The following is a 13,039-nucleotide window of genomic DNA, read 5'->3' as shown; positions in this document are numbered from 1 at the left end:
TAAAGGAGCGGTAGTTCAGTTGGTTAGAATACCGGCCTGTCACGCCGGGGGTCGCGGGTTCGAGTCCCGTCCGCTCCGCCAACATTAAGAGATAAGCCTCTGCAGCAATGCAGAGGCTTTTTTCGTTATGTCGTTTTGTCTATTTCCGCTTACAACGAATTCGTTGACTGGGATATCACATATAACGGCTTACTTTTGGCGAGTTGTTACCTGCTTGGTTTGATTAAAAGAGCTTAGCGATTTGTTTATGATAAACTGCTCATTTTTATGGTAAGACTGGCTAGTTTTTCATTTGTGGGAATGCGGTTGTGCGCAACTTGGCAGTATTGAACTGTGCTTCTGCCTTCACATCAATTAAACGTTATAATGTCTACCAACTTTTACGAGTAATAAAATGAATTGTCGTTTAGGCTGCGGTGCTTGTTGTATTGCACCTTCTATTAGCAGTGGGATCCCAGGTATGCCAAATGGTAAGGCGGCTGGGGAGCGCTGTGTGCAGCTCAGTGATGATAATTTATGTTTGATTTTCGGCTCGCCTGATCGTCCCGCGGTTTGTAGTGATTTTGACGCCTCTTTAGATGTCTGCGGACATTCTAATGAAGAGGCGCTCTGGTTGATCACAAACCTTGAAACTCAAACATCTCAATAGTTTATTGCTGACAGGTGAATTATGCAGTTAACACGCTATACCGACTTTGGTGTTCGCACGCTGATGTATCTGGCGGTTCAGCCCGATAGAACAACCCTATTCAGGATCGCAGAGATTACCGAGGTATTTGATTTGTCACCAAATCATGTCTCGAAGATTGTGCATCATTTAGGCAAATTAGGTTATCTGGAAACCATACGCGGTAAAATGGGCGGATTTCGTTTAGGGAAACCTGCGAGCGAGATTAATCTAGGGCAGCTGATCCGTGCGTTAGAGAACTCTCTGGCACCGATTGATTGCAGCAAACCCTATTGCCGTTTTACTCCCGCCTGCCAGTTGAAGGGCGTGTTAGCTCAAGCGGTTGAGGCGTATTTAAACGTACTCGACCAATACAGCCTGCAGGACATTGTCAGTAATCGAAATGAGCTGTTGGCACTGCTGCCAGATATGACTATTTCTGTCTTACAGTTGGATTAGTGCCTTTCTCATGGGCTAGTTCGATGGGCAACAAGCTTGACGTCGGCACTAGCTCAATCCCTTCCGCCTTTAGGCGCGCTAAGTTTGTTTTTAAGAAGTGAATGGTTTCGGGGTAAGGATGGGCGATAGCCACTAAGCTGCCTTGCGAGTGAGCCTGACTTATCATCAAATTAAACTGTTTTTCCAATGCTGCGGCACTGACGTCATTATCGAGAAAGAGCTGGCGTCGTAGCTGTGGCACGCCGAGCGAATCTGCCTTATCTCCCGCCTTAGTGAACTTGGTTGTCATACTGTCGACAAAGTAGAGCTGCTTCTGCTTTAGCGTTTCCATCACCCACAACATAGGATCATCGAGCTGCGTTAGTAGGCTCCCCATATGATTGTTGGCACCTTTAGCAAAGGGCACACTGGCGATGGCAGCAAGTACACTGCTACGTATCTGTGCTTCGTTCATATTATTAGTTAAACCACCAACACCTAAGGCTTTGCCATTGAGTGCCTGCATGGGTAAGTGCAGCATAATTTCGTGGCCTTTCGCATGCGCGGCTTTGGCTAATTTATTGCTGAGCGGCGTGTGTGGCAGTACCGACAAAGTGACTGCGCTTGGGAGTGACAGCACGGCTTCGTCGGTGTGGCGATAGCCAATATCATCGATGATCAAGGCGATTTGGGCTGCATTGCTTGGCGCAATGCTCAGAGTCCAAAGGGTCAATATGTAAAATAGACGCACTATTTCTTCTTATTAGTCATGATGTTGCATCCAAGCGATTGCCGAGGTGACTAGGCTGTCTTGGCTGACATCGGTTCGTGCTGAGATGGCGTCGATTATAGCCATATTCTTTTGATTGGAGCCAGTTTCGGTTGCAACTTTAATGTCGGGCACTATGCCGATATCGTGAATGTTTTCCCCTCTGGGCGTGTTGTACTGGGCGATGGTGAGCTTGATGGCATTGCCATCGTTCAGTATGGGGATAAGACTTTGCACTGTGCCTTTGCCAAAGCTCGTTTCACCGAGCAGTTTAGCGCGGCCATTTTCCTGCAGGGCGGCTGCGAGGACTTCGGAGGCGGAGGCAGAGCCTTTATTGATCAGTACTAACATAGGTACATTGGTCAGCATGGTTTGCGGTGAGGCGTAATAGTCGGAGTTGGCATCGAAGAAGCGGCCAGAGGTTGAGACGATTCGGCCCTTCGCTAAAAAGAGGTCAGCGATTTTGATTGCCTGATCCAGCAAGCCGCCGGGATTATTACGTAAATCTAATATCAAACCCGTAAGATGCGCGTTTTGCCACTGGCTTAAACTGCGCACCATGTCTTCGGTGGAGTTCTCTTGAAAGCTACTGAGCCTAACGTAGCCGATATTACCATCCAGTAATTTGCTGGTGACAGATTGAATCGTAATAGTGCTAGGCTTAAGGGATACCTCAAACTCTACTGCATCATTACGGTGTTTAAGCGTCAGACGAATACTTTGATTGCTGAGGCTATGTTGTTTGATTTGATTGAGGATATCCGCAAGATTGGTTTCGGTGGTTGGCGTGTCATTCAGCTTGATAATGATATCGCCCGCTTGGATACCGGCCTGTTCGGCGGGGGAATTGGCGAAGGGCGCGATAATGCTGATATGGTCTTTATCGCTGGCGACCTCAAAGCCAAAGCCGAAGTATTCGCCCCGATTTGAGTCTTTTAAGTCGAGTAACTCTTGGTGATTTAAAAAGCTGGAATAGGGATCTAAATGCTCAAAAATCCCTTTAATGGCGGCTTGCACCAGCTCATCTTTGGAAACGGTTTTAACGTAATAGGTTTCGACGGTTTCTAATACATCCTGCAATAGCGGGTAGTCGAAGTCACTTTGATATGACTTGGCATTCTCTTGACTGGAGAGGCTAATGGACAGGCCTAGACTTAGGCCGAGTCCAAGGCAGACGATATTGCGGATTAGTTGTTTCATAGCCGTCCCCTGTGATGATGGGGACGGCTACCTTAGCGACAGTACTGATTAACGGCAGTACTTGGCTGGATCGACCGCTTGCCCCTTATACCTTATTTCAAAGTATAGGCCAGGCTCTGTCTGTCCACCCGAACGTCCGACTAAAGCAATAGCTTCACCGGTTTTGACCATGTCCCCAGGGCTTTTTAACAGGGCCTGCGCATGGCCGTAGAGGCTCATGTAACCTTTACCATGGTCTATCACCATCACCATACCAAAGCCTTTAAGCCAGTCGGCATAGATGACTTTACCGCCGGAAACCGCACGAATATTTTGCCCTTCGGGTGCTGAGAGCATAGTGCCTTTCCACACCACTTGACCGGATCTCGGGCTACCAAAGCTGGCACTGACACGACCTTTGGTCGGCCACTTGAGTTTGCCGCCTTGTTTATCGAAGCCTTCCATTGAGGGGTTATCACGCATCGCCTTAAGCGCTTGCTCAACCACTCGTTTTAAGCTGGCCTCTTCGATTTGCAGTTGTTCGAGTTCGGCGCCCTTGGTATTCAGGGTGCGCTGTAATTCTTTTAGGGTGAGCTGGCGTTGATCTTGTTCTTGGTTCAAGCGCTTAGATTGCACTTGTTGCTCGGCCATCAGCTTAGTTAATTGTTTTTGCTTGCTGGTTTGCGAGACTTTAATTTCATCTAGTTCGGTGATGGTTTTCTTTAACTCGTTAATCGAGTTCATGCGTGCCTTGTTGAGGTATTGGTAATAGGCCAACATCCGTTCAATCGTGGCGGGACTCTGCTGATTCAGCATCATCTTAGTGTAATCGTGGTTACCGGCAAGATAGGCGCTCGAGAGTTGTTTTGAGAGCGTTTTTTGCTGGCTGACCTTGAGGGTTTCTAACTCTTCCTGGCGTTGTTTGAGTTCAGCGAGCTTAGTATCAATCTGCGCCAAACTGTTTTTGGTGCTATTGACCTTTTTAGCTGCCGCCGCAATCGCCTCTTCGTCACTACGCAGCAAGGCGAGTAACTTTTCCCGCTGTTTACTGGTGTTTTTGAGCGCACTTTGTTGTTGGTTGATTTGCGCTTGGATGGATTTCAACTCGGACTGACGCTTCTCCAAATCAGAAGCGTAGACCGAGAAAGATAACATCATAAAGCCAGCAATAATGCTGGCTTTAACGGGGAGTCGAGTGCTCACTAGGTAACAACTACTCTTTTACGTGGATTAAGGGCTTACCCGTCATCTCTGCTGGAATGGTTTCACCCATCAGGTGCAGAATCGTTGGGGCGACATCGCTCAGTTTACCGCCTTCGTCTATGGTGGCGTCACGGCCAACAAACACAAAGGGCACGAGCTCACTGGTATGCGCCGTATGGGCTTGGCCAGTGGTTTCGTCGGTCATCTGCTCGGCGTTGCCGTGGTCGGCGGTAATAATACATTCGCCGCCCACTTTCGCCAGTGCGTCAACTACACGGCCGATACAGGCATCGACAGCTTCGCAGGCTTTAACCGCCGCATCGAAGTTGCCAGTATGACCCACCATATCACCGTTCGGGTAGTTACAGATAATCACATCGTATTGAGCGGATTCAATCGCTGCGACTAACTTATCCGTCAGCTCGGTTGAGCTCATCTCAGGCTGTAAGTCGTAGGTTGCCACTTTAGGTGAGTTGATCAGGATGCGATCTTCACCGTTGAATGGCTCTTCCTTACCGCCGTTGAAGAAGAAGGTCACATGGGCGTATTTTTCAGTTTCGGAGATACGTAACTGAGTACGGCCACGGTTTTGCAGCACTTCACCTAAGGTATTCACTAGGTTTTCAGAAGGATAAGCGATAGGTGCTTTGATATCTGCTGCGTATTCGGTCAGCGTTACAAAGTTAACCTTTGGCGTCACTGCACGTTCAAAACCGTCGAAATCGGCATTGATAAAGCTACGGGTGATTTGACGAGCACGGTCGGCGCGGAAGTTCATGAAAATCAGCGCGTCGCCATCGTTCAAGCTGGCAACCTTACCTTCGCTGTCGGTAATGGCAGAAGACGACACAAACTCATCGTTTTCGTTACGCTCGTAAGCAGCTTCTAACGCGGTCACGGCGTTATCGTATTGGAACTTCGCCTTGCCTTGAGTGATCAAATCGTACGCCTGAGACACGCGGTCCCAACGGTTATCGCGGTCCATGGCAAAGTAACGGCCAATAATAGAGGCGATACGGCCATGACCTAATGTAGTAAACAGATCATCAAAGTGGCTTAGGCTGCCTTTGGCGCTGCGAGGTGGGGTATCGCGACCATCTAAGAAGGCATGTAAGTACACTTTAGTGGCACCGCGCGCCACTGCCATACGGCACATGGCTTCGATATGCTCTTCATGGCTGTGTACGCCACCGGGAGAGAGCAGACCCATAATGTGCACTGCACCGCCGGCTTTGACAGCAGCATCGACGGCATCACAAAGGGCTGTATTTTGTTCAAACTCATGATCTGCAATGGCTTTGCTGATACGAGTCAGCTCTTGGTAAACGATTCGGCCAGAACCTAAGTTGATATGGCCTACTTCAGAGTTCCCCATCTGCCCATCGGGCAAGCCTACATCTAAGCCTGAACCTGAAATTAAACCGTGGGCATATTGGGCGTTGAGACGGTCGAGCACTGGTGTGTTGGCGTGGTAAATCGCATTCATATGCGTATTTTCACGGTAACCCCAGCCATCGAGGATCAACAACGCGATTGGACGTTTAGTTGTCGTCATGGTGATACCTTTAAAGTTTAAGGAAGCTAAAGAAATCTGAAATTGGTTAAATATTACTACGTAAGCGGGGTACGAAAAAGCGCTTTACCTAGATTAAGGTCATCGAATCGCTATTTGAGCAGATTCTGTGAGCGCCAAGAGAAGCGAGATGGCGCAAGGGCTGAGCTGTGTTCTAGAACTGTGACTAAACTGCTGCAATCTGCCAAGGCAATCGGTATACTCTGTGCCCTTATCGAATTTTTCGCCATTTATACGGGCTGTAACCATGCAAGAATATATCGAATTTTTTAAGGCTCACACTATGCTAAGTCTGGCTTGGGTGGGTTTGTTTGTAATGCTTGTGGTCAGTGTGATCAAATCGAGCTTCTCTAAAATCAAAAATGTCACTCATCAAGAACTCACCACTATGGTGAACAGACAAGACGCTAAAGTCGTGGATGTGCGTTCAAATGACGAGTTCCGTAAGGGCCATATTGTTGATGCAGTTAACGTTACGCTCGCGGATATCAAAAATAATCAGGTTTCAGCCCTTGAAAAGTTCAAAGGCAGTCCCATTATACTGGTATGCAATGCTGGCATGACCTCGTCTCAAGCGGCTCAGCTTTTAAGTAAACAAGGTTTTGAAAACCTGTATAACTTGAAAGGTGGTATGGGTGAATGGCAGGCAGCGAATATGCCTGTTTCAAAAAGCAAAAGATAAGTTGTCGGCGGCAGTTATGCGCTGTGCTGCATAGTTAATTGATTGTGCAGCAGTTGCGTCATCATTGTTTGGCATACTAATCCTGTGGTCACTAAGGGCTTAAATTAAGTATTTAGATTGACTTCAAAAGTACCCCGTTAAGGGAACGTTGGGACGGTACTGAGATCTCATTCAGGCATCAAAGCATAAGCCCAGCTAAATAGACAAAAAAAGCCAACCAGATAAGTGTTGGCATAACATTGATAGGATAGGTAGGAAATTATGGCTGAAGTAGCAAACAACGAACAACAAGCCCCACAATTCAACATCCAACGTGTTTACACTAAAGATGTTTCTTTCGAAACACCTAACAGCCCAGCTGTATTCCAAAAAGAATGGAATCCAGAAGTTAAGTTAGATTTAGACACTCGCAGCGCTAAATTAGCCGACGACGTATACGAAGTGGTTCTGTCTTTGACCGTGACTGCACAAAACGCTGGCGAAACTGCATTCCTGTGTGAAGTACAACAAGCGGGTATCTTCTCAATCGCAGGTCTGACTGAGCCACAACTGGCTCACTCATTAGGTGCATACTGCCCTAACATCCTATTCCCATATGCGCGTGAAGCTGTAGGTAGCTTAGTAGGTCGTGGTACTTTCCCACAACTGAACTTAGCACCAGTAAACTTCGACGCTCTGTTCGCACAATACGTGCAACAACGTCAAGCCGCAGCAGCTGCACCAGCAGCCGAAGAAGCTAACGCTTAATTACATGAAAAACTCTGCCGATATCACGGTGTTAGGGGCGGGCTCTTATGGCACCGCCCTTGCCATCTCTCTAGCCAGCAATGGTCATAAGACCTTGTTGTGGGGGCACGATCCTGCCCATATGCAAACGCTCGCTCAGGACAAATGCAACCAAGCATTCCTGCCTGGTATTGCCTTCCCCGAGTGTTTACATATCGAAGCCGACTTAGCCAAAGCCTTAGCGGCCAGCAATAATGTGCTGGTTGTGGTACCTAGCCATGTGTTTGGCTCGGTACTGGCCCAAGCGAAACCTTTGTTACGCCAAGATGCTCGCATCGTATGGGCGACCAAAGGACTCGAGCCTGAAACCGGACGTTTGCTGCAAGATGTGGCCCGTGATGTGTTAGGCGAGCAATATCCGCTGGCGGTATTGTCAGGACCTACGTTCGCGAAGGAATTAGCCATGGGGTTACCTACGGCGATTTCGGTTGCGGGCACTTGTCCCAAATTTACCGCTGAGCTAGTGGAATTGCTGCACAGCCCTAAACGTTTACGCGTTTATGCTAACGACGACTTTATCGGCCTGCAATTAGGCGGCGCGGTGAAGAACGTTATCGCCATTGGTGCGGGCATGTCCGACGGTATTGGCTTTGGTGCCAACGCCAGAACGGCGTTAATTACCCGTGGTTTAGTCGAGTTAACCCGCTTAGGCGAAGCCTTAGGCGCCAGCACCGCCACCTTTATGGGCATGGCTGGATTAGGCGACCTAGTGTTAACTTGTACCGATAACCAATCCCGTAACCGCCGCTTTGGTTTAGCCTTAGGTAAAGGCTGCGATGTGGATACCGCACAGGCAGAAATCGGCCAAGTGGTTGAAGGTTATCGCAATACTAAAGAAGTGTTTACGCTGGCGAAGCGCATGGGCGTCGAAATGCCGATCACCGAGCAAATCTACCAAGTGTTATACCAAGGCAAAGCGCCCTTGGATGCCGCCAAAGAACTGCTCAGCAGAGAAAAGAAATCAGAAACGCCAGCGCAATAAAGCGCGAGTCGTGATGATGCTGAATAAAATAAAGGGTGCTAAAATAGCGCCCTTTTTTATACATGGAAGTATTTATCCCCGATCGCCATGGATGGTGAAAGAGGGGATTTATGTCCGATCGCTATCGCCTTAATGTACTGGCAGCAGTCGGCATTGGCTGTATCCATCAAGGCTGGATGCTGAACGCGGAATATCTACCCCAATATCGAAGACCAATACTGTCACTCAGTCTTTGAACTATTTGGGATGATGGGCAATAGCCAACTTAACTTATCGACTGGAGTATGAGTGTGAAACATCATGATGTAATTATTATCGGAGCCGGCGCCGCAGGATTAATGTGTGCAGCAACAGCGGGTTACCGAGGTCGTGATGTACTGGTACTCGATAATGCCAAGCAGGCTGGGCGTAAAATCCTTATCAGCGGTGGCGGCCGTTGTAACTTTACCAACCTTAAAGTCGAACCCGCCAACTTTATCTGTGGCAACCCGCACTTTGTCAAATCCGCATTGGCGCGTTATCCGTCGCAGCAGTTTATCGAACTGGTTGAGCGCCACGGCATTGAATACCACGAGCGCGATCATGGCCAGCTGTTCTGTAATGACTCGGCCAAAGAGATAGTCACTATGCTGCTGACCGAATGTGAGTGGGCGGGCGTGAGCATTAAACTTCGCACCGATATTCTGGCGGTGAGCAAAACCGAGGCAGGCCGCTTTGAGCTAAACACCTCAAATGGCGAGTTAAGTTGCGACTCCTTAGTGATCGCCACCGGCGGTTTATCAATGCCAAAACTCGGCGCCACGCCTTACGGCTATCAATTGGCCGAGCAGTTTGGGCTTAAGGTGTTGCCAACTCACGCGGGTCTGGTGCCTTTTACTTGGCACAGCGAAGATAAAATTCGCTTCGAACCGCTGTCGGGCATTGCCGTACCAAGCCGCATTACCGCCAAAGATGGCACCGCCTTTAGCGAAGCCCTGCTCTTTACCCACAGAGGCTTATCTGGCCCCGCTATTTTGCAGATTTCCAACTATTGGAAAGCGGGCGAAACCATAGAAATCAATCTATTACCCAATATGGACGCTGCACAGGCTTTAGAGCAACAACTGGCCGCACATCCTAAACAGAGTCTGCGTAATACCTTAAGCCAGTGGTTACCTAAGCGGCTGGTGGAAGTGTTATTCGATGAAGCTTTACTCAACAAAGCCTTAAATCAGCTGGTTCATGCAGAGCGCGCCAAGTTAGTCGACGATCTGCACCGCTGGACAGTCTTGATGAATGGCACCGAAGGCTATCGCACCGCCGAAGTCACTCTCGGCGGCGTGGATACCCATGAACTGTCTTCCAAAACCATGGAAGCCATTAAAGTCCCCGGCCTGTTTTTTATCGGCGAAGTGATGGATGTCAGCGGTTGGTTAGGCGGGTTTAATTTTCAATGGGCCTGGGCATCTGGCGTGGCGGCAGGAAGGGTTGTGTAGTATCTAGTTTGCATAAGATTAATGAGATCAAACATAAGACTATCTTTACATCTCAGGACATTGATCATAAGAAAAAATACAACCTGCTGATTGTTTGAGTATTAATGAATTTATTTCTTTAACTTTAGCACTCGATATCGATTGATTTACCACATTATCATACGAACCATATAAACAAACTCTTGGAGATAATGGGAACATAAAATCTGTGTTTCTCATAACAATACCGGGAGGCACTTTATCGTTATTAACATATTTATTTATTAAAACTACAGGATGATCTGAAGTAATGAAATGTGAGTCATTTGTATGAAAAAGGCACCAATTTCTATCATTAAACTCTGGAAGATTATTTACGGCGTCATACAGGCCCATACCAATTAATGCATCTTTAGGTAAAGTCCAGTGTTCATTTAAAAGCTCAATTACACTGTCTCTACTAAGGTTTTTGAATCTTAATGGCATACCATCACGGTTCATTTTTTGAAACACATAATCCTTCATTACTCGACTTAAGGCTATGTTGTTTAACTCACGCATTTTCGGTGTCCGTGAGAACATAAATGACAAGAACCGAGTAAAAATATAACGTTCATGTTCTGTAATACTATTAATACCAAGAGATAGCATCCTATCTAACACAGGTTTAGTATCACTCTCAATTGTTGAGAGCAAATCTTCTACGCGATTCTTATCAAGCTCCCCACAATCTATCGCATAGAAATAACTTTCAACACCTGTATTTGTCGGTGATTTTTTCTTACTAATGCCATTTTTATGAACCCAGAGGTATGGTTCAATTTTAGGATTATCCGTTTTTTGTACGAATTTTTTCAGGTAAAACTGAGGAATATAATGTTGCTTTTTCTTTTCTGCCATTATTTGCTCCCTTTAGACGCATAACAGATAATTAGATACTGTCCTCGTTATAAACTTGATATAGGTTAGTACTTTTCATTTAGAGTCATATAGTTATTAATGATATTACGATCGTTGGTATTGGTTTAGCAAAGAATGCTTTGAAAGTCTCTGTTTTAAGTAAAAGAGCATGCCACAGATGTTATCTTTAATTGCATGAAGCCATCGAAATAATTCTTTTTAAAGAAACGGACGATGTGCTTAGCTGTGAGCAGGCTCGATCGGCGGTACTTACGACTTGCAGTGGTTGCCATTAAACCTATTTATTCACCCAATCGCCAATTTGGTTTCTGCATAGCGCAGTTTTTTTACCCTTGGGTTGGCAAGAAAGTAGGCCAACATCAGTGGGCCGAGGCGTCCCATAAACATCATAAAGATGATAATCCCTTGGCCTGCACTTGATAAATTACCTGTTAATCCGCGGGATAACCCGACGGTGCCGAGGGCGGATACGGCTTCGAAGGCGATATCCATAATCGGGGCGTTTTCGGTGAGCACTAGGGCGAAAATTGCCAGCCAAGTGACGCCGATGGAGATCATCGTCAAGGCAAGTGCCTTGCTAATGGTGTCTTTAGGGATTTCCCGCTTAAACACATACACAGCTTCATCGCGGCGTAAATAGCCGTAGGTGGCGAGGATTAACACCATAAAGGTCACGACTTTAATGCCGCTGGCGGTGCTGAGGGAGCCGCCGCCGATAAACATCAACACTAAAATCAATAGGGTGGAACCATCCTCGAGTTGGTCTATGGGCAGGGTGTTAAAGCCTGCGGTGCGAGGGGTTACGGCTTGAAACCAAGAGGCTAACCATTTGCCGAGTTCGCTTAAGGGCGCGAGGGTGTTGGGGTTGTTGTACTCAATCAGGTAAATGGCTATCACTGCTACGGCATTGATCAGTATGGTGCCGGTAATCATCATGCGGCTGTAAACGGTGAGCTTCGACCAACGTTTATTGCGCTTGAGGTCAATCCACACCGAAAACCCAAGGCCGCCCACAATAAATAAACCCGTAATAGTGAGGTTAACGACTGGGTCGGCCACATAGGGGATTAAACTATCTGGGCTTAGGGCAAAACCCGCGTTATTAAAGGCGCTAATGGTATAAAAGAAGCCATGAAATAGGCTGGTTTGCCAGCCCAATTCGCCGCTCCAGTAGACAGATAAAATCAGCATACCCACAGCTTCAACCAATAGCGAAAACACCAGCACGGCCTTAGCGGTCGAGACTAAGGTGGAGGTATCGGTTTGATTAAACGCTTCTTTCGCCACCGTTTGCTGCAAGAAACCTATCTTACCGCCCAGCGCTATTAGCGTGACTATGGCAAAGGTCATCAAACCTAGGCCGCCGCATTGAATTAACAGCGCGATAATTACTTGGCCAAAGGGCGTGAACACACTGCCTGTATCGACGACCACAAGCCCTGTGACCGTCACCGCCGAGGTCACGGTAAAGAGGCTTTGCAGCCAAGTAATAGGCGACTCGGTGGCGATGGGCAGTTTAAGCAAGCAAGTGCCAAGTAAGATCAGCAGAGCAAAACTGACACTTAAGATAAAAGGCGGCGCGCCAAAGAGTTTTTTACCGCTTTTAGGTGTGTGCTCTAGGGTGAGTGAAGGGTGCCATTGAACCACGTTACACCAACCTTGGTGCGAGCTGTTTTAACTCGGCACGGCTACCGCAGAGGAATAGGGCATCCTCTGTGTGCAGGCTAAAGTTGCTATCAATCTTGCTAAATACGTTGTGCTCACGCTTAACCATCAGCGCCGCTACCTTGCCCTTAGGATTGCGTGGGACATTGGTTTGCTCATCGGCGCTGTGCTCCTGCAAGCTCCCGAGCAGTTGGCCAACAGTGGTGTGATGCAACTGGGCTTTAATATGGATTTCAACAATATAAAGCCCATCGCCGATGGCGAGAAAGTTATTCACCATAGGATAGTTAAGCGACTGGGCGACGCGGATCCCCATTTCTTCCTCGGGATGAATAATGCGGGCAACGCCGAGTTTCGACACTATGGTATGGTGCGCCTTGGTGCTGGCCTTGACCCAAATCGTCTGCACGCCGAGGTTTTTCAGTGCCAGCGTGCACAGCAGGCTAGACTGCATATCCTCACCGATAGCGACCAGCACTGCCTCGCAGTTGGTCAGATCGAGTTCGCGCAGCGACGCCTCATCGGCGCAGTCGCAAATCACCGCTTCGGTAAGACTTTCTACATATTTTTCAACGATTTTTGGGTCGCTATCGACACCGGTAACCGTGTGGCCTAAGTGGATGAGTTCGAGGCTCGCGGCAACGCCGAAGCGGCCTAATCCGATGACAGTAAAATGTGCCATTTCATATCCTTTTGTGGTTGAGCTAAAGAGTGAGGCGA

At 47.7% G+C, this 13,039-nt stretch carries 13 protein-coding genes and 1 tRNA gene; 7 read left to right on the top strand and 7 right to left on the bottom strand.

Translation table 11 applies throughout. The features are described from left to right. Positions 1 to 4 precede the first annotated feature (4 nt). The 3 genes from CBX96_RS10700 to CBX96_RS10690 all read left to right on the top strand — a co-directional run bounded on the left by CBX96_RS10700 (position 5) and on the right by CBX96_RS10690 (position 1,126). Positions 5 to 81 (top strand) — tRNA-Asp (locus CBX96_RS10700). A 313-nt stretch (positions 82 to 394) separates the two neighbouring features. Further along, complete coding sequence (locus tag CBX96_RS10695; protein ID WP_011715336.1) at positions 395 to 649, top strand: YkgJ family cysteine cluster protein; 255 nt, start codon at positions 395 to 397, stop codon at positions 647 to 649. A 21-nt stretch (positions 650 to 670) separates the two neighbouring features. Then, positions 671 to 1,126 carry an Rrf2 family transcriptional regulator gene (locus tag CBX96_RS10690; RefSeq protein WP_011620877.1) on the top strand — a complete coding sequence of 152 codons (456 nt, stop codon included), beginning with the start codon at positions 671 to 673 and terminating at the stop codon, positions 1,124 to 1,126. Here the strand turns inward: CBX96_RS10690 and CBX96_RS10685 are convergent. From CBX96_RS10685 to gpmM, 4 genes are read right to left on the bottom strand one after another with little or no spacing between them, the layout of a single operon-like run. Further along, positions 1,101 to 1,856 (bottom strand): divergent polysaccharide deacetylase family protein, encoded by a 756-nt coding sequence (locus tag CBX96_RS10685; protein WP_109286678.1) that lies wholly within the window; start codon positions 1,854 to 1,856, stop codon positions 1,101 to 1,103. The genes CBX96_RS10690 and CBX96_RS10685 overlap by 26 nt on opposite strands. 12 nt (positions 1,857 to 1,868) lie before the next feature. Beyond that, positions 1,869 to 3,074, bottom strand: a complete 1,206-nt coding sequence (locus CBX96_RS10680) for a S41 family peptidase (protein ID WP_086904785.1) — start codon at positions 3,072 to 3,074, stop codon at positions 1,869 to 1,871. 48 nt (positions 3,075 to 3,122) lie between these two features. Continuing rightward, entirely contained in the window at positions 3,123 to 4,256 is a 1,134-nt protein-coding gene (locus CBX96_RS10675) for a murein hydrolase activator EnvC (protein WP_011624692.1), read from the bottom strand. Between the two features lie 10 nt (positions 4,257 to 4,266). Beyond that, a complete protein-coding gene (gene gpmM / locus CBX96_RS10670) occupies positions 4,267 to 5,811 on the bottom strand; it encodes a 2,3-bisphosphoglycerate-independent phosphoglycerate mutase (protein WP_109286677.1) in 1,545 nt (514 codons plus the stop codon). A gap of 265 nt (positions 5,812 to 6,076) precedes the next feature. On the opposite strand from gpmM, the gene CBX96_RS10665 reads away from it, so the two are divergent. From CBX96_RS10665 to CBX96_RS10650, 4 genes are all read left to right on the top strand, one after another. Continuing rightward, a complete protein-coding gene (locus CBX96_RS10665; RefSeq protein WP_011620881.1) occupies positions 6,077 to 6,511 on the top strand; it encodes a rhodanese-like domain-containing protein in 435 nt (144 codons plus the stop codon). Between the two features lie 261 nt (positions 6,512 to 6,772). Further along, entirely contained in the window at positions 6,773 to 7,258 is a 486-nt protein-coding gene (secB, locus tag CBX96_RS10660; RefSeq protein WP_011620882.1) for a protein-export chaperone SecB, read from the top strand. A gap of 4 nt (positions 7,259 to 7,262) precedes the next feature. After that, positions 7,263 to 8,279 carry an NAD(P)H-dependent glycerol-3-phosphate dehydrogenase gene (gene gpsA, locus CBX96_RS10655; protein ID WP_011620883.1) on the top strand — a complete coding sequence of 339 codons (1,017 nt, stop codon included), beginning with the start codon at positions 7,263 to 7,265 and terminating at the stop codon, positions 8,277 to 8,279. Positions 8,280 to 8,569: 290 nt separating this feature from the next. Further along, complete coding sequence (locus tag CBX96_RS10650) at positions 8,570 to 9,754, top strand: NAD(P)/FAD-dependent oxidoreductase (protein ID WP_011620884.1); 1,185 nt, start codon at positions 8,570 to 8,572, stop codon at positions 9,752 to 9,754. Positions 9,755 to 9,799: 45 nt separating this feature from the next. Here the strand turns inward: CBX96_RS10650 and CBX96_RS10645 are convergent, their stop codons facing one another. From CBX96_RS10645 to CBX96_RS10635, 3 genes are all read right to left on the bottom strand, one after another. Further along, complete coding sequence (locus tag CBX96_RS10645; RefSeq protein ID WP_109286676.1) at positions 9,800 to 10,633, bottom strand: DUF4238 domain-containing protein; 834 nt, start codon at positions 10,631 to 10,633, stop codon at positions 9,800 to 9,802. A gap of 306 nt (positions 10,634 to 10,939) precedes the next feature. Further along, on the bottom strand, positions 10,940 to 12,301 hold the full coding sequence (locus CBX96_RS10640) for a TrkH family potassium uptake protein (RefSeq protein ID WP_109286675.1): 1,362 nt from the start codon (positions 12,299 to 12,301) through the stop codon (positions 10,940 to 10,942). Between the two features lies 1 nt (position 12,302). Further along, positions 12,303 to 13,001: a TrkA family potassium uptake protein gene (locus CBX96_RS10635; protein WP_109286674.1), complete on the bottom strand. Its 699-nt coding sequence runs from the start codon at positions 12,999 to 13,001 to the stop codon at positions 12,303 to 12,305. Positions 13,002 to 13,039: the final 38 nt, after the last annotated feature.

The organism is Shewanella sp. BC20, from assembly GCF_003129585.1.
Taxonomy (GTDB): Bacteria; Pseudomonadota; Gammaproteobacteria; order Enterobacterales; family Shewanellaceae; genus Shewanella; species Shewanella seohaensis.
The sequence above is the reverse complement of the archived record's forward strand: the minus strand, read 5'-3'. Positions and strand labels throughout refer to the sequence as shown.